At 66.2% G+C, this 22427-nt stretch carries 13 protein-coding genes and 4 pseudogenes; 11 read left to right on the plus strand and 6 right to left on the minus strand.

Annotation, left to right across the window (positions count from 1 at the left end; translation table 11 throughout):
• Positions 1 to 547: 547 nt before the first annotated feature.
• Positions 548 to 874, plus strand: a pseudogene (locus ACZ7NC_RS40580) (IS982 family transposase); the annotation flags it as partial.
• A 22-nt stretch (positions 875 to 896) separates the two neighbouring features.
• Here the strand turns inward: ACZ7NC_RS40580 and ACZ7NC_RS40585 are convergent.
• Complete coding sequence (locus ACZ7NC_RS40585; RefSeq protein ID WP_471496457.1) at positions 897 to 2342, minus strand: zinc metalloprotease; 1446 nt, start codon at positions 2340 to 2342, stop codon at positions 897 to 899.
• Between the two features lie 626 nt (positions 2343 to 2968).
• Here ACZ7NC_RS40585 and ACZ7NC_RS40590 point away from each other — a divergent pair.
• Together ACZ7NC_RS40590 and ACZ7NC_RS40595 are read left to right on the plus strand one after the other, a co-directional pair.
• Positions 2969 to 3299: pseudogene (locus ACZ7NC_RS40590) on the plus strand (helix-turn-helix domain-containing protein); the annotation flags it as partial.
• 344 nt (positions 3300 to 3643) lie between these two features.
• Positions 3644 to 3940: an EF-hand domain-containing protein gene (locus tag ACZ7NC_RS40595; RefSeq protein ID WP_471496459.1), complete on the plus strand. Its 297-nt coding sequence runs from the start codon at positions 3644 to 3646 to the stop codon at positions 3938 to 3940.
• On the opposite strand, the gene ACZ7NC_RS40600 is transcribed toward ACZ7NC_RS40595, so the two are convergent.
• On the minus strand, positions 3834 to 4166 hold the full coding sequence (locus ACZ7NC_RS40600) for a hypothetical protein (RefSeq protein ID WP_471496490.1): 333 nt from the start codon (positions 4164 to 4166) through the stop codon (positions 3834 to 3836). The two genes, ACZ7NC_RS40595 and ACZ7NC_RS40600, sit on opposite strands and share 107 nt — an antisense overlap.
• A 685-nt stretch (positions 4167 to 4851) precedes the next feature.
• On the minus strand, positions 4852 to 5163 hold the full coding sequence (locus tag ACZ7NC_RS40605; RefSeq protein WP_471496461.1) for an alpha-amylase: 312 nt from the start codon (positions 5161 to 5163) through the stop codon (positions 4852 to 4854).
• A gap of 943 nt (positions 5164 to 6106) precedes the next feature.
• Here ACZ7NC_RS40605 and ACZ7NC_RS40610 point away from each other — a divergent pair.
• From ACZ7NC_RS40610 to ACZ7NC_RS40635, 6 genes are all read left to right on the plus strand, one after another.
• Positions 6107 to 7369 (plus strand): phenylacetate--CoA ligase family protein, encoded by a 1263-nt coding sequence (locus tag ACZ7NC_RS40610; protein ID WP_471496463.1) that lies wholly within the window; start codon positions 6107 to 6109, stop codon positions 7367 to 7369.
• Positions 7366 to 8664 carry an MFS transporter gene (locus ACZ7NC_RS40615; RefSeq protein ID WP_471496465.1) on the plus strand — a complete coding sequence of 433 codons (1299 nt, stop codon included), beginning with the start codon at positions 7366 to 7368 and terminating at the stop codon, positions 8662 to 8664. Before ACZ7NC_RS40610 ends, ACZ7NC_RS40615 begins: the two co-directional genes overlap by 4 nt.
• Positions 8661 to 9797: a GNAT family N-acetyltransferase gene (locus ACZ7NC_RS40620; RefSeq protein ID WP_471496467.1), complete on the plus strand. Its 1137-nt coding sequence runs from the start codon at positions 8661 to 8663 to the stop codon at positions 9795 to 9797. The genes ACZ7NC_RS40615 and ACZ7NC_RS40620 overlap by 4 nt, the downstream gene beginning before the upstream one ends.
• Positions 9794 to 10960, plus strand: a complete 1167-nt coding sequence (locus tag ACZ7NC_RS40625; protein ID WP_471496469.1) for a LuxE/PaaK family acyltransferase — start codon at positions 9794 to 9796, stop codon at positions 10958 to 10960. The genes ACZ7NC_RS40620 and ACZ7NC_RS40625 overlap by 4 nt, the downstream gene beginning before the upstream one ends.
• A gap of 119 nt (positions 10961 to 11079) precedes the next feature.
• Positions 11080 to 13461 carry an acyl-CoA reductase gene (locus tag ACZ7NC_RS40630; protein WP_471496471.1) on the plus strand — a complete coding sequence of 794 codons (2382 nt, stop codon included), beginning with the start codon at positions 11080 to 11082 and terminating at the stop codon, positions 13459 to 13461.
• Positions 13462 to 13518: 57 nt separating this feature from the next.
• The gene (locus ACZ7NC_RS40635; protein WP_471496473.1) at positions 13519 to 13908 is read left to right on the plus strand and encodes an IS110 family transposase; all 390 of its coding nucleotides are present in this window, start codon (positions 13519 to 13521) and stop codon (positions 13906 to 13908) included.
• Between the two features lie 435 nt (positions 13909 to 14343).
• On the opposite strand, the gene ACZ7NC_RS40640 is transcribed toward ACZ7NC_RS40635, so the two are convergent.
• The gene (locus ACZ7NC_RS40640) at positions 14344 to 16779 is read right to left on the minus strand and encodes an ATP-binding protein (RefSeq protein WP_471496474.1); all 2436 of its coding nucleotides are present in this window, start codon (positions 16777 to 16779) and stop codon (positions 14344 to 14346) included.
• A gap of 1115 nt (positions 16780 to 17894) precedes the next feature.
• On the opposite strand from ACZ7NC_RS40640, the gene ACZ7NC_RS40645 reads away from it, so the two are divergent.
• The gene (locus ACZ7NC_RS40645) at positions 17895 to 18500 is read left to right on the plus strand and encodes a hypothetical protein (RefSeq protein WP_471496477.1); all 606 of its coding nucleotides are present in this window, start codon (positions 17895 to 17897) and stop codon (positions 18498 to 18500) included.
• 2071 nt (positions 18501 to 20571) lie between these two features.
• Complete coding sequence (locus tag ACZ7NC_RS40650; protein WP_471496480.1) at positions 20572 to 20895, plus strand: hypothetical protein; 324 nt, start codon at positions 20572 to 20574, stop codon at positions 20893 to 20895.
• A 210-nt stretch (positions 20896 to 21105) separates the two neighbouring features.
• On the opposite strand, the pseudogene ACZ7NC_RS40655 reads toward ACZ7NC_RS40650, so the two are convergent.
• Positions 21106 to 21333, minus strand: a pseudogene (locus ACZ7NC_RS40655) (IS5/IS1182 family transposase); the annotation flags it as partial.
• Between the two features lie 51 nt (positions 21334 to 21384).
• Positions 21385 to 21528, minus strand: a pseudogene (locus ACZ7NC_RS40660) (IS5/IS1182 family transposase); the annotation flags it as partial.
• Positions 21529 to 22427: the final 899 nt, after the last annotated feature.

Raw genomic sequence — 22427 nt, forward strand, 5'->3', positions numbered from 1 at the left:
CTTTGGTCTATCGCCCGTCGGTAGTCGGCTGTTTTGTGCAACGCAAGTGCGTCCAGGCCGAAACCCGTGGGCAAGCACGGAGAGGTAAAGGTGATTGTGTCTTCCATTACGAGCCTTACGGCTCTTGGCAGTTGTGGGTACCTCGTCGATGTCGGCAGACCTCGTGCGCGGCGCTCCACACTGGGGGCGAGCGAACAAGTCGTTCCCCGGCGCGGCTTGCTCCCTGAGTGATGGACACCTCGACCTGGCTCCCGATCAGGGGCCGGGACGAGTTTGCCTTGTCAGCCGCTGCTCCAGGTACTGCTCTGCGTCGGGCCGACTGCAGCGCGGGGAACGCCTCCGCTTCATGGCTGTCAACATGCTGACGGGTCGGGGTCGGTCTGCGGCCGGTAGATCTTTACCCCTCGAAGTCGAGGGCCCAGTCACGGTGCGTCGAATCCGCACGTCGGACATCGCCATCACGGGACGCGGAGTCGTACGCCGGAGGACATAGTTGGTCTCGAGCGGCGTCGTCTCATGGCGGCTGATCTGTTCGAACAGGGGATGCGGCCCGCCGGTTGTCGACGACAAGGGCTACGGTGTCCAAGCGCCTTGACGCCTTCATGGCCGAGTACCGCCTGCCCCTGCCGTGGCCGAGCTACCGTAACCTCAAGCCTCGGCCCGGCGAGCACCTGCTCAAGCCCATCCGCCAGCTTTGTCGAGTCGGCGAACGACACACTCAAGGTCCGACTCGATCTCGGGCGCCACGGGGCGAGACCCCCCCGGGGTCCTCGCCCGCGTCGGACAACGGATCCTGGCCATGACGGCTGCGATCTGGCACGACCGCACTACGGGCCGATCCATCGCACGGTCACTGACCGTCTATGACCACTGACCAAGCCGTCGGACTTACTCATCTAGCCCCAGCTGCCGCTGCCTTCCGACCAGCCGGTCTGCTGCTGAGTCTGCTCGAACTGCTGAGGCTGCGGCTGGACCTGTGCTGCGGACCCTTGCTGGACCTGGGGCCAGCTGCCCCCCGTGTTCAGATCGCCGTCCGCGTTGGCGGCCGCACCGGCAGAGGACGGGCTGCCGGTGTTCACTTCGGCAGCACCCCAGCTCGGCTGCGTGCGCGGTTGGCCCCACACCTGAGCCTGCTGTGCACCGGACGGAGCGGCACTGGTGGTGGCCTGCGGCGCGGCGGACTGCGTGCCAGGGGCGCTCTGGGTGTCAGGCGTCTGAGGAGTGTCCTGCGGAGCAGACTGCTGTCCACTGGCCGGGGCTGAAGCTGCCCGAGTTTGAGTGCTGCTGCTTGCCAGGCTGTTCGAAGCGGTCTGGGTGGCTCCCTGCTGTGAGTTCGAACCACCACCCGTCACTGCCGCGGGCGCCGGAGACTGCTGGGTGGGGGCGCCCTGGCTGACGGATGCAGCCGCGGACTGCTGTGCCTTCTGGATCCGTGTCCAGCCACCGTGCCACTGCCCGTTGCTGTCCATCTGCCAGTTTCCTTGCCAGCCGTCTTGCTGGCCATGCCACTCATGCAGGGGCTGGGGCTGGGGCCTAGGTTGAGGGCGGGGCTGAGGCTGCTGGCCCCGGGGATCAACGTGCCGCGGCTGATACTGATCCGGCGTGGTCTGAACGGTCGGCGTGGTGCGTTGCTGCGGCGATTGGCCGTAGATCCTGGCCACAGCCGCTGTTTCATTCGCCGACGGTGCGGTGGGGACATTGCGGGAGGGAATCCGCCACCTCATGATTTCGTCGGGGTTACCTGGAACGCGCCGATCCGAACCACCCGTGGAATGCCCGAGCCCAAGAGTGTGCCCGATCTCATGTGTGACGACCCCCTGCTTCTGGTCGTTTGAAGGCCGCCAGCCGTACCACCAGTCGGAGTTCAGCGTGACCCTCTGGCCGTGACCGCACTGTACGCGGGTATAGCTGCAGTTGTCGCCGGCTTCACCGGCCTTCATTCCACCGTTGGGGTGCGGGCCCAGCCTGTCCATATTGAACAGCAGCGCGGGGCTATTGCCCAACCCGCCTCTGACGAACCAGGGTGCAGTGGTGCCGGTACTTTTACGGAGGGACTGGTCCCAGGATTGAATCCCCTGGAATATGACATTCTGGGTTGCCGGAGCAAGGCCACTCATGAAGTCCCAGGTGATCACTGGCGGACGCCCCGTGCCAGGTCCCGTTCCCTTCAGAGCCGGGGCATGGCTCCCCGGCGTGATCGGAAATGGGTTGACTGCCGCAGATGCGTTTGACGCGCCCGCCAGCAGGCCAGCGGAAAGGGGGGCTGCCACGATGCTACCTCGCAGCACTCGCTTCTGCTTCAACGTCAGCTCTCTGCGCGCCTTCTTATGGCGTCCTGCCACGTTACTGCTCCTTGTGTCGCAATCAGTCCCACCGTCTGCCGGAGGGAGGGGCAAGGCCGGGTCAACACCGCTGAATTGGGCACGCGGGACTTCTTGCCCAGGTTCCCTGTTGCCGCGCCATCCTCCTACGCGACTTGACAGCCATGAGGGGGTTGTTGGTACAGGAGGTTGCCGAAGCGTCCCCTGCACGCTGCACAACAGCGTTCCTGTTACCGCGAGATGCCCCGGAAATCGCCGAAGCTGCAATAAGAACACACACGTTTCGGAGAGGTCACATCTGTCTCAGCGCAACTGCCGAGTGTGGAACCAGTATCCGTGGCACAGGCAGTGTCACAGCACCGATAGCTCAGTACTCTCCAATTGCCCGACCTTATCCATGGCCTGACAAAGTAATCGCCGTGTGTATGCCCTCACGCGGTGACGTGGGACAGTCCCTCACCGATGTGAATGAGTGCACGCATGACGCAAATCACAGCCCTGCGCGTATGTCGAGGCACTGGGCAAGAGCTGCTATCAAATCAGCCGAACCGGGCTTTGATGTGTGCCGAGTGTTAGCGAGTGCCTTGCTTCCTAGGTCGTCCCTTCAGGGTGACGGCGGATCAGTCTGCGGGTGTATGCCAATAGTTGTGCGGTATGCCGATAGGGGTGGCCTGGCACCGAAGCAACGGGCCGTGAGAGAGCAAGTTCGTTTTGACGCTGCTGAGTTGTCTGATCAGCAGGTTTCGCCGCCTGGCCCAGGCTCGGGAGCAGGGGCCGCCGGCGCACGGCTGGGTAGAGGACCAGCGGTGGACGACTGCACGGGTAGCGGTCCTGGGCTCGAGGCGCTTCCATGTCCGCTTCAGCGACGCACAGATCTGGGCGGTTCTCCACCAGAGGGGCTTCTCGGCGCAGGTCCCGGTCCACCGTGCCGCCGAGCGGGACGAGACCGCGGTGGCGTCCTGGGTGAGGGAGGTCTGGCTGCGTGCGTGGTAAGAGGGCGAGGGACCAATGCGTCAGGGATGGAACAGCCGGTTCAGCCAGGGTGGCAAATCATGTGACAGCAAACTGCCCTCTCTACACAGTCCCGGGCGCGAGTAGTTCCGGTACAGAAAGTGCCGACGAGGACGATCATGGCCTTCCGGCTCCACGACCACTCAGTGAACCGCCTTCGATTCGCAGGTTGGCGACCCGCCTGCGCCTCTGCCCAGGTCTGGAAACAGGACTGTCGGGTGTGAGTAGTTCGAAGGCCAGCCCTACCGCTGGCCATCGACGAGTATGCGGCCTGGGCCGGTGCCGAGGCGTTCGACACCGCCTGCAAGTGTGTGCTCGGCGCACTGTTCGACCTCGTCGATACCGACAAGGACGGAGCTCTGGACCTCCCGGAATTCACGATGCTGCGTACGGCACTGGGGAACCCGGTCAGCAATATCAAAAGCGCCTTCGCCGCAGTGGACACCAACGGCGATGGACACATCCGCCGTGACGACTACCTCGCCTCGGTCCGTGCACACATCACCGGAGATGCTTCACCGATGGGCGCGGCTCTGTACAGCGCGAGTCCGACGAGGCCTGGCGCAGCAGGTCGAGGGGGGGATCAGCGAGATCGAGGGCCCTTTTGACGCTCTCTGTAAGGACGGGTTCGATCCGGTAGATGCGCCTTCGGTCGTGCGACTCCAGGAGGTTGGCCCGGCTTTTCGAACCACCCCTGCGCCATGCGGCACGGATGCTGGTGAGCATCCAACCGATCTGGTACTGCGGGATCGGCGTCGTGGCGTGGTCAGCGAAGCACGCCCGGACGTTGTCGAACGAGGCCGTGCCGCCCAGTTCGACAAGGCGGCGCAGCACGCCCCGGCGCCGGGCAGCACGGACGCAACGTTGTCGAATACATCCGGTCCATGCAGCCTCCCACAGGTCCTCGCTGCTCAGGGTCCGGCCCAGGCCAGGACGCTGGCGCGGGCACGTGGCGGCCGGCGGTCTGGAAATCGGTGGTGACGGTGTGATCGACATCGGTGAACTCGACTTCGAGGCCGTGGGTCAGGCAGCCGGTACACCGAACGGACTAGACACCTTCCTCACCGGCCCCGCTGCTTCAGGGATGACAGCGGCTAGTAGCGCTTCGTTAGGTTCTGGTTCTGGTGAGGGGGGCCGCAGGTGGTGCAGGTGCCGTTCCAGCACCGCAGCACCCCTTGTAGTGTGCGTAAGGTGCGGCCTTCGAAGTGGTCCAGGCCTGGGCATAGGGGATTCCGAGGAACTGTCGCCCTTCACTGGTACTTGCGCCGCGCACCCATCCACTGGTCGTGCGCACGCGAAGGGACTGGGCGGTGTCCGCTGTGGATTCAACGGACAGGAGCGCGCCGCGGAATGGGGGAAAGTCTGACGCGGAAGTCGGCCACCGGAACCTTCGGTGCGGGGATCATCGAGGAGAAGCCGACGAGCGCAGACGCTGCCGCGTGCCGACTGGAGCAGGGCCCCATCCAGTCCGTCGCGGGACGTGGTCGGGCCTGCTCAACAATCGGTGATGTGCGTAGAGTTACTGGCATAGGGACAGATGGACGGCGCGGCCGTGTTGGCCGAGGTACCCGTCGCCGATGGTGGGCATGTCGCCGGGTTGTATGGCGGCACACGACCCCTCGGTGCCGTCCTGATAGACGACTCTGACAGTCATCGTTACCGCACAGCCGTTCCCCACCTGTGTGTATCGCCAGCTCTGGTGCAGAGTGACACAGGTGGGCGTGGTCCCGGCGACCGACGATGCGGCGAAGGCCGAGCCGGCCGCGAGGGTCGACAGTAGCGCCGCTCCGGTGCCCATGCAGGCCAAGTGATGGAGACTGCGTATGCGCATGAGTACTTGCCTTCCACTCTCACAATCGGCAGGTCTTGAACTCTCCGAACCCACACAGGAGTACGGAGCATTCAAGGGTCGAATGCTTTCAGGTGCGCAACGCCGTACGCCACACAGCGATCACACTTCCGGCCGCATGGCCATTTACATGCGGCAAGGGTCGTGACCTGCATCGATGCCGCATGAGTGGCAGGACAGCCAAAGGTGAGTACTCAACCATTTCTCACTGTCAAGAAGGCAGTGAGGCGTCACCACGCAGGCGGTGGGCAGTGCACACCAGGAAACGTCCTCCTGGCTCGCAAGGCTCTCGGCGAAGCCTCAGTCCTGATTTCACTGGCGAGCGAAAGCCGATCACCTGCAGAAATTGTCGGCACCCAGTGCGCCATGGTAATGAGCGTTCCGTTTGTGACGGTAAGCCATGGGCGGGCGGCCGGGTCGGTACGTGCTGGTGGTGGCTCACGCGGTCGGCGATCCACTTGCCCCAGGGAGGCGGGAGGCAGGTCGACCCACGCTGGACCGACCCTTCCCATCAGGCGAAGGCTCGCGCAGCTCTTCATCGCCCATGCTTTGTCGGGTTGTAACTGCATCCCGATTCGGTGTAGTCGCATTCCGGCCACACAGCGGAACGGCTTCGCTGTCGCTTTTCGAGTTGCTGGAGTCGCGTTCAACCAATGGGCATACGCGGCCGCGGACATGATGTGATCAGCGTCTCTACTTCCGGTGAAACCGAAGCCCGTGCGGCATGTCTGTCCCAGGCTCAAGTTCCTTCACCCTTGGTCCAGTTGGCGCAAGCCCACGCTTGAATGGTAGATATCCATGACGGTCGGGCGCATCAAGGTGCGCCGCTGCTTCACACCGTCAGCGAACCGTCCGAATTTGCCGTGGCTCCCGGTCGCGACCCGCCGGCCTTTTCTCCGGTGGCCCACTCTTCAAGCAGGATTTGATGCCCGTTCAACCATTCGCAGGGCTCGTAAGTTTCGCCCGCAACAATTCACCTTTCTACCGTGAGCTTTATGCTGATCTTCCTGGTCACGTGGCTCACTTAACGGACCTTCCGGTGGTGCCCCAGGCCAGCTTCTGGCGGGCCAATTCGCCACGGGACAACCGGCTGCTGACTGCCCCCCTGGAGGACGCGGTCGTATTCCGCAGCGGCGGCACCACGGGGTCACCGAAGTTCTCCTACTACACCCGCACCGAGTGGCGGGAGCTCACCGCTGCGTTCGGTGCCGGGCTGGCATGTGCCGGACTACAGCCCGGTCATCGAGTGGCGGACCTCTTCTACTCAGGGGACCTGTATGCGAGCTTCAGCTTCATCCTCGACTCGCTGCACCGCTCTCCCGTGGCCAACGTCCGCCTGCCCATCGGGGGCGCTGCGCCGTGGGAGTCCACCGCGGCAACCCTGGAGGAGTTCCGTGTCCAGGTCGTTGCCGGTACCCCGACCACACTGTGCTCACTGGCCGAGCGTCTGAACTGCGCTGGTCGGCAACTGCCCCATGTGGAGCTGCTGTTCTTCGGGGGAGAAGCCCTCTTCAGCGACCAGCTCCCCTTGCTCGGGACGGCGTTTCCGAATGCCGTGCCGCGCTCTGCTGGGTATGCGAGCGTGGACGCCGGGCTTCTCGGCGAGGCCGTGCCCGGCGATGACCCGCGTATACATCGCGCGTTCACGCCGCACACGGTGATGGAGATTCTCTGCGACGAGACCGATCGCCCCGTCGACGGCAACGGTGTGCCAGGGCGGCTCGTTGTCACCGACCTGCGTAGACGGCTCATGCCAGTGCTTCGCTATCCAGTGGGCGACCGGGCCGAATGGGTGGACCGGGACGCCGGTGTCTTCCGAATCCTCGGCCGCTCCGAGGAGGGAGTGCGGGTCGGCCCCGTGTCCCTCTACACCGACGACGTCCATGACGTCATCTCCGTCGCCGACCCAGCTGGCGAGGTGACGGGTATGCAGCTCGTGGTACGGCGGCGGGACGGCCGGGACGGACTGGCGCTGCGGCTCGCCGTCGCCGATCCCGGCAAGGAGCATGCCGAGTTGGGTGAGGCCGTCGTAGCGGCAGTCCTTGCTCAGCGCCCCTTCTATGCGAGTGCGACGGCCGCCGGGCACGTGAGCCCGCTCGCCATCGAGTGGGTGCGTCATGGCGACCTCGCGGTCAACTCCCGCTCGGGCAAGCTCATCCGCGTCATCGACGAACGGCCGCACTCATGAGCACGGCCCCCGCCCGCCAACGACGTCTGCCCCTCGTCCTGCGCAACCCGGCCTTCGGCAGGGTCTGGGCCGGTCAGCTCCTCACCCAAGGGGCCTGCAGAATGTTCCAGGTAGGGGCGGTCTGGTGGCTCATCAGCTTTGTCGGCGGCGAGCACCGCGGCCTCTACTCGGGTCTGCTACTCATGGTCTGCACACTGCCTGCAGTGGCACTCGCCCCGGTGATCGCCCGCATCATCGCACGACACGCCCGCCGCACCGTGCTGGCCGGTGCGGCGGCTGCGGCGGGCGCGACGGCTCTCACGGCCGCCGGCCTGGCGTACGCCGGACTGCTGCCCGTGGCCGCCGCCTATGGAGTGGGGCTGGCACTGGCTGGTTGTCAGGCGGTGTTCGATCCATGCCTGACCACGGCGGTGCCGGAACTGGTCGAGGACTCCGACATTGAGGCGGCCACCGGATTTGAGCTGTCCACGCAGTCCGTCGCCGCGCTCTGTGGGGGGCTGCTCGGCCCGCTCGTGGTTGACGCGGGTACGCTCGCCGGCCTGATCGCTGCCTGCGGTTGCGCGAACCTGGTCGCCGCGTTGCTGATCGTCCCAACCCGCTTCCCGCATGGCGAGAGTGTGCGCAGCCTGGCCGACGGCCAGGTCCCCCGGCGACGCACGCTGCGTCAAGTGCTGGCCGGTCTGCCGTTCATCCGTCGTGTGCTGGTCTGCTTCGCCGCCGCGAACCTCTTCACCACCGCCGTCTATGTCGTGATGCCGCTGTACACCCGGGAGGTGCTGAACGCGACCGGGTCGACCGTCGCCGTGCTGGAAGCGGCCCTCGGTGCGGGCACCCTGCTGGGATCGTTCACCGGTGGGCGTCTGCCCGGACGTCCGGTCGCCGTCGCAAGCGTCTGCCTGGCGGTGATGGCTGCGGCCCTCGGTTTGCCAGGGCTGCTCGCAGGGCCCAGGGCGGCCATCATCTCGATGACTGTCGTCGGCTGGTGTGGAGGGGTGATCGGCGTGCGGTTCGTTGCATTGTTCCAACGACTGGTACCCGCCAACGACAAGCCGAGTTTCTTTGCGGTCATGCAGGCGCTGCTGGGTGCCACGTTCCCCGTGTCCACGCTCGTCTTCGGTGCGCTGGGCGATCACCTGACTGCCCGGATGCTGTGCCTGGCCCAGTGCACGGGTCTGGTGCCGGTCGCGCTGGCGCTGTGGTGGCTGGGCAGGCGTGCCGACACTGCACGACAAAGGCTCGCCGCGTCGGCACCAGCACAAGCACCGACGGCAGCCCCAGTCGCAGAGGTGTCATGAGCGCAGTCATCTCCACAGCCTCATTACAGGACATCGCCGAACTGCGGCAGTTGTACTTCGAGGTGTACGGGCACGGCTACCCGCTGCCGGTCGGCAGCGATCCGACAGTCATGCACAGGCTGATCACCGATGGCACCGCGCATTGGCTCACCGCTCGCGCTCGCGGCGGATCCGTGGTGGGCTCCGCCGTCGTCCTGACCGAACCGGGCAACCGGATCGGCAAACTCGTCGGCCTGGCTGTGCACCCCGGCTGCCGCGGTGGTGGGCTTGCCTCCCGGCTGACCGAGGCGGTCTGCGAAGAGGCCTTCGCCACCGGCCGTCTCGACTCCGTTTACGCGACCGTCCGCCTGGTCACGGAGGGTCCGCAGCGTGTCGTTGCCGGCAACGGCTTTCGGCCGCTCGGCCTGCTGCCGAACGCCGTCGAGGTCGAGGGGTGCGAGACCCTCGCGCTGTTCGCCCGCTACGCCGACGGTGTACTCGAACACCGCGAACCCGTGGCGGCGGTACCCGAACCGCTGTCGGCCCTGCTCTCGGCCGCATCCGCCGGTGTCGGCATCGACTACGACGGCGCACGCCGTGTCCCCTCCCGCAGCGCGGTGCGTGCGGCCGCCGGTGCGGAGCCAATCGAGCTGATCGCGGCACCGGGCTTCGTGCGGCGCCGCTTCCTGGAGCTCTTCCCTCAGGCCGACGACCGCTTCTTTCCGCTGCACACACCCAACGCGGTTCTGGTCGCCGCTGACGGCCGCTTCGAGGCATACGCCGACCTCGACCCCGTAGCAGGCAGTTGCGCACTTGTCGCTGTCCACCCTCGCCCCTCCGCGGTGACTGGCGCCCTGGAAACCCTGATGACCACGGTCACCCGGGCCGGCGCGGACTACATCGAGACACTGCTGCCGCTGGGCGACACCGAAGCTCTGGAGGTGTTCCTCGCCTGGGGTTTCGTGCCCAGCGCGGTCTACCCGGCGATGCGCCGCATCGGCGACCGATGCCACGACTACGTGGTGCTGTCGCGCACCAGCCGACAGATCGACTTCCGCTCGACCGCTGTCAGCCCGCTGCTCCAGCCCTACCTCGGTGCCTACCTGAGTGCCTGGACGACCACCTATCTGCCCCTTCGCGAGGTATCCCGATGAAACCCCATCAAGCTCACATTGAGGTTCCCGACCCGGCGGCGCTCGGCCATGTGCAGCGGCTGTGCGACCTGGCTGAGCCGTACGCAAAGAGCCCAGCCACGGACGAGTTGTTCGCCGCTGCCATGGCGGAGGCCAACGCGTGGCACGCCCGTCGCTCCCCCCTTTTCGCTGCCGTGCTGAAGGATCCGGCCGAGACCCCCGCGCCCACCATCGGCGCCGGCGTGCGCACCCCGCTGGTACCCGCCGCCTTCTTCAAACGTCATGAGATGCTGTCGATCCCACGCGACCAGGTGCACCTGCACCTGACCTCCTCGGGCACCACAGGTCAGAAGTCCCAGATGTTCTTCGACGAGTGGACCATACGCGCGGCGCAGCGCATGGTGGCCCGGATCTTCGACCACTACGGCTGGATCACCTCCGACCAGCCCGTGAACTACCTGCTGTACAGCTACGAACCGACGTCATCGCTGAAGCTGGGCACATCGTTCACCGACAACTACCTGTGCAACTTCGCCCCTGCCCGGCACACCACGCACGCGCTGCGGCACACCGGCTCCGGCCACGAGTTCGACGTGAACGGCTGCATCGCGGCGCTCCGGCGCTACGCCGAGGACGATGTGCCGGTCCGTATCCTCGGCTTCCCCGCGTTCTTGTACTTCACCCTGGAGCGGATGCGGGCGATGGGGCTGCCGCCGCTGAGACTGCCCGAGGGCTCGCTGGTGGTGCTGGGCGGCGGCTGGAAGAGCCACTCTGACCGGCAGATCGGCAAGGACGCGTTCTACGCCGAGGTCACCGACCGCCTCGGCGTTCCCGGGGAACGTGTCCGCGACACCTTCGGCTCCGTCGAGCACTGCGTGCCATACGTCGAGTGTGCACATCACCGGCTGCATGTACCGGTGTGGTCACGTGCGGCGGTTCGCGACACAGGGACGCTGCGCCCACTGCCCTACGGGGACCGCGGGTTTCTGCACCTGGTCAGCCCCTACATCACCTCGGTGCCCGCGCACAGCGTGGTGATGGGCGACCTCGCATCACTGCACCCCGGCGGCGAATGCCCCTGCCCGCTGCCCACCGACTGGTTCACCGTCCATGGCCGTGCCGGGGTGAGCCGCAACCGTAGCTGCGCGGTCGCCGCCGCCGAACTGATGAAGGGAATGTCATGACCAGCTCCGTTCTCCACCTGTGGCAGGGCGAGTTCATCGACGATGCCGAGGCCGGCCTGCGGATCGCCGGGCTGCCGGAGCTGGCCGGGCGGGTTCTGACACGTCCCCTGCCCACCGATGTGGTCCTCGATGCCTGTGCCCAGGTCAGCGGCGATCTGGCCGATCCCGCCTCCGCCTTGTACGGCCGTCTGGCCGGGCACCTGCCTGCCGACGAGGCCGCGGCCGTCCTGGCCGAGCTGGCCGCCGCACTCACCCGGGAAGCGCTGGAGCGCAAGTTACGGAGGGAACTGGGCGGCCTGCGCCCAGAACGCCTGTCCCGGCCGGATGCCCGCGAGACGGTGTACGAGGCCTGGGCGCCTGTTGGTCTGTTGGTGCACATTGCGCCCGGCAACGCCGCGGCCGTGGCACCGCTGAGCGTCGTCGAGGGACTGCTTGCCGGAAACCTCAATGTTCTGAAGACCAGCAGCTCCGACTCGGTTCTGGCGCTCGACCTGCTCGGCGCTCTCGGTGAGGCTGATCCGGCCGGACTGATCGCCGAGCGCGTCATTGCCCTGCGCTTTTCGTCCTCGCGCCGCGAATGGCTTCAGACGCTGTGTGGGCAGGCGGACGCGATCGCGGTGTGGGGCGGCGAGGATGCGGTGCAGGCGGCGGGCGAACTGGCGCCACCCGGCTGCCGGGTGGTCGAATGGGGCCATCGGATCTCCTTCGCCTACCTGACCTGGCAGGCCGCGTCCGAGGAGTCCGTGCTCGACGCGCTCGCCGAGGACGTCTGCCGTCTCGAACAGCAGGCCTGTTCCAGTCCGCAGGTGGTCTATCTCGAAACCGAGGACACCGAGGCTCTCTTTGCGTTCGCCGAAAGGTTCGCCCAGCGGCTGGCAAAGGTGTCCGACGCACGGCCGGCACCCCGGCCCGGCCTGGCCGAGCTAGCAGAGATCACAACCGTGCAGCAGCTCGCCCGGCTCGAACAACACCTGGGTCTGACCCGCGTAATCGCCGCCGAGGAGGGTTCGTGGAGGGTACTGGCTGACACTCGCCCGGCACTGCAGGCGTCCCCACTGCACCGCAGCATCTGGGTGAAGCCTCTGCCCCGGCACGCGGTCACCGCAACCCTGCGTCCCATGCGCCGCTACCTGCAGACCGCTGCCATCGGAGGCGGCCGCACGGATGTGGCCGCGCTCTCCCGTGCGATGCTCGCCGCGGGCGTCACCCGTATCACGCCGGTCGGCTCCATGCTGGACGGTTACGAGGGCGAACCGCACGACGGTGTCTACGCGTTGCAGCGCTATAGCCGCAGGGTGAGCGTTCGCGCGACGGACGCGGACCTCCGTATGGTTCCCTGCCTGGATGACCTGGTGGCCCCGCCGGTGCTGCCACCTCCGCCGGACGCACCGCTTCTGGACAAGGAGGGCGTGCAGCGCGCGCTCACCGCCTTGGACCCGCGGCATGCGCATTTGCACTTCCGCAGCGGGGGTTCCACAGGAGCACCCGCGCTGTCGGTGTTCACGTGCGGTGACTACGACAACCAGATGCGTGCCGCGGCTGATGGGCTGCTCGCCGCCGGGTTCGACCCGGCCCGAGACCGGGCGGCCAACTTGTTCTATTGCGGCGGGATGTACGGAAGTTTCATCAGCTTCTTCTCCATCCTGGAACGGTTGAACGCCACGCAGCTCCCGATAGCCGCAGGCGCTGACCACGCCATGGTCGCCCACGCACTGGTCGCCCACGGGGCGGACACCCTCTTCGGAATGCCGTCCTACCTCTGGCAGTTGTTCCACGCCGAGGCCGAACGATTGCGGGCTTACGGCGGCATCCGGAAGGTTTTCTACGGCGGCGAGCACTTCACCGCCGAGCAACGCAGTGTGCTCACAGGCACATTCGGAGTGGAAGTCATCCGTTCCGCGGCCTACGGCAGCACCGACCTGGGACCACTGGGCTATCAATGCGCGGCCTCCGACGGCTCTGTCCACCATGTGCTGACCGACCTGCACACGCTGGAGATCCTCGAACTGCACGAGGACCGACCGGTGGCGCCGGGCGAGCCGGGACGCCTGGTCTTCACCTCCCGAACACGGACCGGCCAGCAGCTGCACCGCTACGAGATCGGCGACCTGGGCCGGGCGGTGCCGGGCACGTGCACATGCGGCAGCCACGTGCCTCGCCTGGAACTGCTCGGACGTTACGGCGACGTTGTGCGCGTGAGCACGTACTTCATCAACTACCGACGCGTCGTACGAGCAGCGCAGGAGCGGCTTGCCTATCACGGCGAAGTGCAGTTGGTGGTGGCTCCCGGCCCCGACCGGGAGCAGTTGACCGTACGGCTCGATGAGCAGTACGCCCCCGACCCCGATGTCGCCCGGGCAGCTCTGTCCGCCGAGGTGGCGGAGCTGGCCTCGGCAGTGGCGGAGGGACTGCTGTCCTTCACCGTCCAGGCCATCCGGAGGGCGGAGTTCGAGCGGACAGTGACCAGCGGGAAACTGCGCACGGTCATCGATCTACGCTAGGGCGAGCGTGGGCGGGCGGGCACGGGTTGCGCTACTGCCTGCCCAAGCTGCATCGACGTGCTCCGCTTCAACCCGTGCAGCCGCTGGAAGGAACGGCTGTGGGCCGTTGACCTCCACCACGGTGGCGCCGCCTCGCTGGTGGGTCTGCTGGTCAGCCATGACCAGCCCGTCGCTTACCCGATCGGCCTGCCGGTGCACCGGGCCGCGGGCGCCTACCGTGGCGAGGGGAAGACCGACGCCGAAGGACGCCTTCGTCATCGCCGACCAGGCCCGTGTCCGGCCGATCTCACGCTGCGGCGGCCCAGCGACGAGGTTGCCGTCGGCTTGCGTACGCGGACCGTCCGCCGCCGCTTGGGCCTGGTTTTCGACCGCACGCGTCAGATCAACGACTCCGCGCCGCCCACCTCCTGGAAGTATTCCGGTCCGATCGTGCTGCTGACCGGGTAGCCGCCATCCGGCGGGCATCCGTCGGGCAGGAGCGGGGTGGATCGGTTCGTCGGGGTCTGTTCGCCGACGAAATTGATCAGTCTCCACCCAGGCCCGGCGTCGCACTGCATCAGCAGTGGGACCGAGGTAGACATCTTCCGAGCGCCTGGCAGCGCCGGGCGGAATCCGTACGAGCCTCACGAGCATCACGTCAGAGGGTGTTGTCGGGTTGTTGGTGTTCTGGGTGCTGGGGGTGTGTCAGGGCATGGTGGGGCGAGGCGGTGTTGCGCCGTCGTTGGCCGCAGGCCTGGCTGACGTCGTTACTTGCGGGAATGCCTACGCCGTATTCATTACGGGTGACTTGTGGTGAGGCAAAGGGCTTGGCCGCCGGACGAAGCCGGGGCGAATGCCAGGCCCTTGACGCAGGTGGTCGGCTGGTCGGCGGAGGTGACGGCGTCAGTTGCGGGTGGTGTGTTGTGTGGTGAGCCAGTGGGTGATTTGTGCTCGGGTGCGGAGATCGAGTTTGTCGCGGATGCGGTCGAGGTGGGTGGCGATGGTGCGAGGTGAAAGGTTGAGCCTGGTGCTGATCTGGCGGTTGGTGAGTCCTTGTGTGACGAGTTCGGCGACGGTTCTTTCGCGGGCCGTCAGTGGCCCAATGGGGCCGGTTGGGCTGTCGTTGGGGAGGGTGGGCTGGGTTTTGCCGAGTGCGTAGGTCACCAGCTGTGCCCAGGACAGCTTTCGTCCGGAAGCTTGAGCAGACGAATGGGCGCTTCGGGGCAGCGCGGCGGCGGCAGCGGCCCGGAAGGGAGCGATCTGTTCCTGCCAGCAGGGTTCGGAATCGCTCTCCAGAAGGGTCTGGGTTCGGGCGGCGGCGGTGAACAGGCGGACGGCGCGCCGGTGCTCGCCTCGTGCTGCGGCGACCGCGGCCAATCCCTCAGCTGCGTTGAGCGTGATTTGCGCGACGGGCATGGTGCGCAGGGCCTTGGTGAACAGGTTGTGGGCGGACAGCCAGTCCTCGAGCGCGAGACGGACAGCGCCTGCGGTGTGCAGAGCATGGGACAGTACTGCGGACGGCGCGTGTCTGCGCAGCACGGGCAGACAGCTGGCCATGAGGGTGTCCGCCTCGGTCGGCTGGTGGTCCGCCAGCAATGCCCATGCAAGGTCTCCCCTGGCTACTGCAGCTTCCACGGGACGGTCCAATGTGGCCAGGGTGTCGGCCAAGGCGCGGTAGTCCGTCACTGCCTGGGAGTATTCGCGTCTGCCCATCCCGGCACCGGCACGCGCTTGGAGAGCGCATGCGAGCGCTGCGGGGTGGTTCAGGGAGTGGGCCAGTGTCATGGCGTGGTCGCCGTAGTGGAGGGCGGCCCGGATGTCGCCCTGCCGGGCACTGATGCGAGAGGCAAGGGCCATCCTGGCGGTCTGGAGGCTGTGGTCCGGCCAGTCGGGACCGGCATCGAGGAGGATGCGGGCTGCGGTCAGCTGGTCCTGGTAGTAGTAGACGCGGGCCAGGGCCAGCGCGAGCACGGGCGGTGGACCGCCTGGGGTGCCGGCCGGGCCCGGCGCGGCGGCGATGACGGCGGCGAGGTTGTCCTGCTCGGCCAGGGCGGGACCGAGCGCGTCAAACGTGTAGATCTCCTCCGGCGTCTTCTCGACGAGGCCGGCCAGCCATGCCAGGGCCCGGCGCTCTGTCTCTTTAGCCTCGCCAGAGTCTTCAAGGCGCTCCAGCGCATATGCGCGGACGGCTTCCAGCAGGCGGAACCGTACCGGGCTCGCCAGTCGGTTCGGATCGCGGCCCGCGGCCGGGATCTCTGCCTGGCCGGCGGGGGAGCTGAGGTCACCGGGCGCGGATGAGGCCCGGGTGCGGACGAGGAGGGACTTGGCTTCCAGGTCCAGCAGGAGGGGCAGGATGCGGCGGGCGGGGAGGACTCCGTCGGGGCCGTCCGCGGCGACGGCGGCAACCGCGTCCGGGTCGAAGCCGCCCCGTAGGACGGACACACGACGTAGCAGCGCCCTTTCAGGCTCTTGTAGGAGGCGGTGGCTCCAGTCGATGGTGGCGGTGAGGTCGAGGTGGCGGGCGGGTCCGGTGCGGCTGCCGCCGGTGAGCAGGGCCAGTTGGTCGTCCAGCCCGGCGAGCATGGTTTTGAGAGGCAGGTTGGCGGTGCGGCGGGCGGCCAGTTCGATCGCCAGCGGCATGCCGTCCAGTCGGCGGCAGATCTCCCCGATCGTGGCGGCGTCCTCCCCCGTCATGCGAAGACCGGGTGCGCTTGCCGTGGCCCGGTCCACGAAGAGTCGGACGGCATCCGATGCATCAAGTGTGCCCGGCTGCTTGATGCCAGATGACCCGCCCGTGCTCGGACCCAGGCCGAGCGGGCCCATGCGCACCAACAATTCGCCGGGTATCCGCAGCGCTTCCCGGGAGGTGGCCAGTACCCGTAGTCCGGGGCAGCGTTCCAGCAGGAACGCGATCAGGCGCGCGCAACCATCTATCACGTGCTCACAGTTGTCCACCAGCAGCAGAATGCGGTGCCCACCGAGCGCATGGGCCAGAGCCTCAGCACTTGTGCACCGGTCGCGCTCCCTCAAACCCAAGGCGGAAGCAACGGCCTGCGCCGGGTCGGCGCCCTCCGCGAGGCCCGCCAGCTCCACCAGCACCGGTATCCCGCCCGCCGGACCCTGCCGGGCGTACTCCAGGGCCAGCCTGGTCTTGCCGACCCCGCCCGCTCCGGTGAGGGTCAGCAGTCGGGTGCTCCGCCGGCGCAACATCGCCCCTATGTCGGTGAGTTCTCTTTCCCGGCCCACGAATGAGTCCAGGGCGTCGGGCAGTCGCGGCACACGCAGCGAACCGCCCTCCGATGCAGCACCGCCTTCGTCTTCCTGGCCGAAGGCAGCCAACTGCGCTGGAGCCTTCGAAGCGGCCCGGCGTCGGCGGAAGGCACGCTGCCGGCAAGCACCCGAACAGTACCGAGCAGCCCGCCCACTGGACCTGCAGCCCCGGCCGCCTGCGAGCGATTCGCTACGCAGGTCTTTGCCGCACATCTCGCACTGGCCCGACTCGCCCATGTCCGTACCCTCCCCAGGGACTTGCGGCATTCACTGAATCCAGTCTGCTCGTGAGCACGCCCTACTCCGGCTGGAGGGATGACAGGGCCGCCACTTCCCTTCCACCCTTGTAAGACGAGCCGTCAACAAGCAGAGCACATGAAACCGCCGACGTCATCTCCAACCGGATGCGCGATTCGTTACGTAAAAGCGGATGTGATCTCCGCCCTGGCAGGAACCGGATAAGAACGACTGGGGCGTACACACTATTTTGTTCAGCTCAACACAAAGGTGTAATCGGCGAATGGAAAGTACCCCGAGGTGCTGTTCACGCTCGCACTAGGTCATGTGACAGGAGTCGCATTCTGGAGCCGCTATCCCATGTGCATCGCCCTCGGGCCAGTGCAGTAGATAACCGGCTGAACAGGCCATGCACGACGACACCCTGATGTCGTAGGGGGAGAGGTACGGCTTCGGAGAATCGCGCCCGCCACCCCTATACGGATTTGCCCTGTGATACGCAGGCTGCCGCGAGGAACAGGAGATCCGCAATCGGTCCCATAGCTGCCACCGCGGCGGCCCGCTCGCGACCTGATCGGCGCCCTTCCTGAGCGTCCAGACATCATCCGTCCGGACCGAGATACCGGCTATGCCACCGGCTGCCCAGGGACATGGTCCGCGGCACGTGACAGCCATGCTCCGCCTAGCCGCCTAAGCGTCATGTCCTTCCTGTCGGACCGGCCACAGGATTCGTAACGCTCTCCTCCGCGATGCGTTTTGTGGGTCGATTGACATACGTGACGCTCCCGTCGTATGCGCCAACGTAGAGGAAACGGGGATCCCATTTCCTGTGGGAGAAACATCAAGGCATCGGATGATCGTGCCTTATTGGCTGTACAGCCCATTTTGATCTACAAGGAGGCATATTACTGGCACGCCACAAGAAGGTGCGTGAAGGCTCAATTTTGGTGGCGAATCGCTATACGGTTGCGGGCCTGTCCATTGCAGCTGCAGTGGGGGTCGGTGCGGCCAGCGCAGCGCCGGCTAGTGCTCTCACGGATTGGGAGCGGGCCTACAATAAAGCGTCGGACGAGGTCGACAAAAATCTGAGCGACACTGGCGCAGAGGACTACTTGAAAGGGGCAAGGCCATTTGCAAACCAGGGGATTAACTTCTTCAACAGCACCAACAAAAATCTATACGTCTCCGCGGATAAGCGGCTATGGGCCAATCTCGCCGACCTCGGAGTCGATGTCGCTTCGTTTGCCACTGGCGCCGGAATGGGCGCTGGCGCCCTGAAGGCCGGCAAGCTACTCAAAGGCGGTGTTGAAATCTTATGGGGTGCGAAAACCCTCCCCCCTGCCTTGGGGGAAGGCAGGCAAATATGGATGAAAATTAATGGCCAGTCTTACAAGATGACCGAAGTCCCTCCAGGAGGCCATACCAAGGTCTATAATCAGAACTTTATGGACTCCTACTTGACTCCAATCAGTGGCTTTGGAGGACAGTTTGGCGCGCACAGTGTCCCTACAAGTTCATACGCAACATGGAAAACTCGTGAAGGAATTCAATAGCTCTCCGAATCAGTTCTGGCATGCCTCGCCCAGCGGTATTGAATCCTACCTTCCGAAGAATGAAAGTAACCCTGTCCCGCCGGGTTGGCAGGGGCGACCGTATCATCCACAGCTGACTGGGCTACCGTGGTTGGGCTTGTCCGGGAACGAGTCAAGGGACAATTTTGGCAACCCCAACCCCCATTTCGACGGCAGCGGCGGCGGCAGTGGCCGCGGAAAGCGAAGCACCGACAAGCCGTTTCCGGAGAGTGTCTCGGCCTCTCGCTCCGGCAACAGTTCTGGTACCGGCACCGCCGATACCAGCGGCTCCGGTCTCGGTAAGCAGACCGGGACCGCTGACAACGGAAAGTTCGCCGAGGCAGTGGCCCGAAAAGACAGGCCAAGCGCGGCGTCGATAAGTTCGCCGGAGATACAGCAGCAGCCGGGTGGGCTCACGGCTAAATCGCAGAGCGGGTTTGGCACCCAGGAGCTGCAGTCGCATCTGCAGACACAGTCCGGGCAGCAGTCTCAACAGAGCTGGTTAAGTCAGCAGCAAGGCGGCTCAGGGGCTCAGCAGAGCCCTGTTGCTAGTGGAGTGGCCTCTACGGCTCCGGGTGGTTCGGCTGCGGCTGATGGGCATTCCGGAGCGGGTGTTTCTGAGGGCCGCAATGCAGGTTCGCAGCCGTATGGGTTGCAGTCGTCGTCTGGTGCCTTGGGTCAGCAGGGTGCGGCGAAGACGGCGAAGGAGGGTGCGGGTGTCGCTGGTGTACCGGCCGCGGCTGCCGTGGGTCTGCAGGCAAAGCCCGCTGCGCAGCCGGGTGGTGCCGTGCCAGGGCATGGGTTTGCGGCTCTGGTCGGGCAGAGCGGTAAGGCCGCGAGTCAGCGGGCGGATGGTGCCTTGCCAGCGCCAGGATCGGAGGTCACTGGGCCTGCCGCGCCGTCGGCCGACTGGTGGAACAAGTGGAGGCAGCAGACCTTCCAGAACGGTCAGCAGGCGAGCTCCGGCGGCCAGTCGGCAGCAAACACCTCAACCACCGCAGGCGCCCAAAGCTCGCAGGGCGTCGGGGATCTGACCAAGCGTGCTGCGGATGCTTCCAGCACCGCTGGAACAGCCGGTTCTGCTTCCACGGGCGGCTTGCTGGGCTCGGCTGCTCATAAGGCTGGGGGTTCCGCCTTGGAGGATGCCGCAGTGGCGGCTGCTACGCCGTCGAACAGCCCCAGTGGCTCCGGTTCCATGAATCCGGCGGGTGATTCCATTAGCGGTGCTGCTTCTGGTATTTCAGGCACTCCTGCTGGCACGGGTGGCACGGGTAACGGTCCCGGCACCGCCTCTGTCACGACTGGTACGGGCGCTGCCACGGGTGCGAGCGCTCCGGGTACGGCCACGACTCCTGCCTTGGGCCAGCAGACGGATGCGTTGAAGCAGGCGTCTGGTCTGACTGGTTCGCAGTCGGCCACGGGTGGGAGTGCTTTTGCCACGGCAACGGCCAATACTGATAATCAGTCGACGGCTCAGGCAAGTCCCCAGCAGTCTGGTGCTGCGGCGCAAACTGGTGTGATGGGCGGTCAGCAGGGCCAGTTGCCTTCTGGTGAAGGCTCTAGTCAGCCTCAGGCTGCCGACGCTGCGAAGCTCTCACAGCACACCGCCGAGGGTGGTACGGGCAGTGCTTCTGGTGCCATCGGCAGTACGAGTGGCTTAGGTACTGGCGGCAGCGCTGGCGCTGCCTCTGCTGTTGGCGGCGGTGCGGGTAGTGGTGTGGGCACCGTGACCGGTGATGCGGCGACCGTTTCGGGTACTGCCACGGGTGCAGCTACCGGAGGTGGGTTGGCCACGGGTGATGCTGTTACCGGTACTGCGGCTGCGACGACTGGCACGGGTATGGGTGACGCTGCGACCGGTGGCGCGGGCCATACCGCCGTCGGCAGTATGGCAGGTAGTACTGCCATGAGCGGTACGGATGGTTCGGCTACGGGTACGGCCCTGGGTGGTTCGTCGACAGGTGTCGGCAGCACGTCTGCCCCGGACGGTACGGCAGGCAGCGCTTCCGCGGATGGTATGGGCTCGGGCACAAGCGGGGGTACTCCGGGCACCGTGCAGGGTGGTTCGGGTGCCTGGCAGGGGAACACCAACTGGGCCAACCTGTGGAATGGGTCTGCCGCTGGTGCAAGTGCTCCGGCCACAACCCCGAGCGATGCCTCGGGTCAGCAGATCCAGCAGGGTTCGGCGGACCAGCAGGCGCAGTATCAGGCGCAGGCACAGCCGCAGCAGTACGGCTTGCAGCCGGAGCAGCAGCAGGCACAGGCTCAGTACACCAGCTGGGATCCCAACCAGCAGCAGGGTGGTGGGAGTCAGGCGCCGCAGCAGGGCTACTCGCCCGATGCGGGTGGCTACTCCAGCGGCCCTTACAGCTACTAGACCACGTCCGTTAGCTGCCATGCCTCACACCGTAATGGTGTGAGGCATGGCTTCTTCTTCAGGGACGAGCTTGGCATACTTGCCAGCTGCGTCAATGAGCTTCTTCACCGGGTGACTCTCAAGGGTGAGGACGAGCTTGGTCATTGACATCAGGCGGTTGAACACCCCCTGCCCATCGCCTCACGCGACGACCGCCACATTCAACCTCTTTCATCCTGAATAGCCGCAGGTCAAGAGGGTGTGGATGGCTTGGACGGTGCGGCTGATGCGGCGGGTAGAGCGTTCGCCGGGGCGGCGCAGGCGAGCGTGGTTCCGGTTGTACTGCTGGTAGTGCTTGGGCTGTTCATGGCGGTGGTAGTAGGGGTTGCGTACCGCGGCGCCGGCGCCGTGGTAGGCGCGGTCGGCCAGGATGAGGATCCGCCTAGTGAGACAGGCGCTTTGACGATGCCGTGGACGCGGGCGACGGTCAGGCCCATGGGCGTCGCCCGGGATCAGGGTGCCGTCGACGATCACGAAGTCCCCCTCGTCCAGAGCGACGGGGGCTTCGTGCAGGCCGGGTGCCTAGGCGGCCCAGGACCTCAAGGGATGCGTCCACGTACCGCCACGCGTTGCCTCGGAGACCCCGAACCCGGCAATGTCCGGCGCAAACAGGCCGTCAGACGTGACGACATTCACCGCTTCGAGGCCCCCGACTGTCTCGCCCTCCGCTTGGACGGCCGTGTCCAGTGCAACGTGGAGCCGGAGGCTGACCCGCTGGTGGCGGATGCCTGGCGCAGGCGTCATGAGCAGCGACTCTCGAGGATTCGTAGCGGGGGCAGGCTCATTGGGGGCGCTGGTCTGTGGACTGCCGCTGCTTTCCGGGAGGGCACTCGGCAGCCGAAGGCCCGCTGGCTGCGGCGACTGCCATGTCTCGGACCGGACTCCGCAAGAAGGAACGATCTGAAGAATCCCAGGTCACGCCACGCTGGGGAGGGATCCACGAGCCTTGCCTCGTGCATTCGCCTGGCTGTGCGTGGTGGTCAGCCACTCCAGCGCTGAGGCCTGCTATGTCGGCGTCCGGCGTCACCCGGATGGATTTCATATATCGGGTTGTCGGTCGCTTCAGTCTCTGGGGAGCCGTCGTCGCGGATCGCCCATGGGGAGCGTTCTGCGCGACTGTTTGAGCGCTGGAAGCACAAGCGGTGTGGCTTCGTTCTCGTCGTTCAGAGGGCGCGGTACCCCTACTGGGTCGCACACCCGCGTCGTGCGGTACCGGCGGCGGAGGAGCCTCCCCCTCTGCCGAAACGAGACGGCCGACATCGATATGCGCTCTTTGCGTACGGCCCGGTCACATCACCTTTGTTGACCGTTGAGATGGTCGACGTTGGGTATGTGGTTCTGGTAACGGGTCTTGGGCGAACTGGACATGAGGCCGCCCCCAACTGGCCGCGGCCCCGGGGCCCGTTGAAGGATCAGCACTGCGAACCCAGCCTGGCCTGGGTGCCGTTCATGGACTCCACCGGCATCGCGGCGCTGTTTGCACACGGGCGCCG

It is taken from the genome of Streptomyces sp. NPDC111802, assembly GCF_055634335.1.

Excerpts from the sequence above, each read along its gene's own strand:
- ACZ7NC_RS40605 (WP_471496461.1), bottom strand. The coding sequence starts at position 5,163 with ATGCGCATACGCAGTCTCCATCACTTGGCCTGCATGGGCACCGGAGCG.
- ACZ7NC_RS40610 (WP_471496463.1), top strand. The coding sequence starts at position 6,107 with ATGCCCGTTCAACCATTCGCAGGGCTCGTAAGTTTCGCCCGCAACAAT.
- ACZ7NC_RS40615 (WP_471496465.1), top strand. The coding sequence starts at position 7,366 with ATGAGCACGGCCCCCGCCCGCCAACGACGTCTGCCCCTCGTCCTGCGC.
- ACZ7NC_RS40620 (WP_471496467.1), top strand. The coding sequence starts at position 8,661 with ATGAGCGCAGTCATCTCCACAGCCTCATTACAGGACATCGCCGAACTG.
- ACZ7NC_RS40625 (WP_471496469.1), top strand. The coding sequence starts at position 9,794 with ATGAAACCCCATCAAGCTCACATTGAGGTTCCCGACCCGGCGGCGCTC.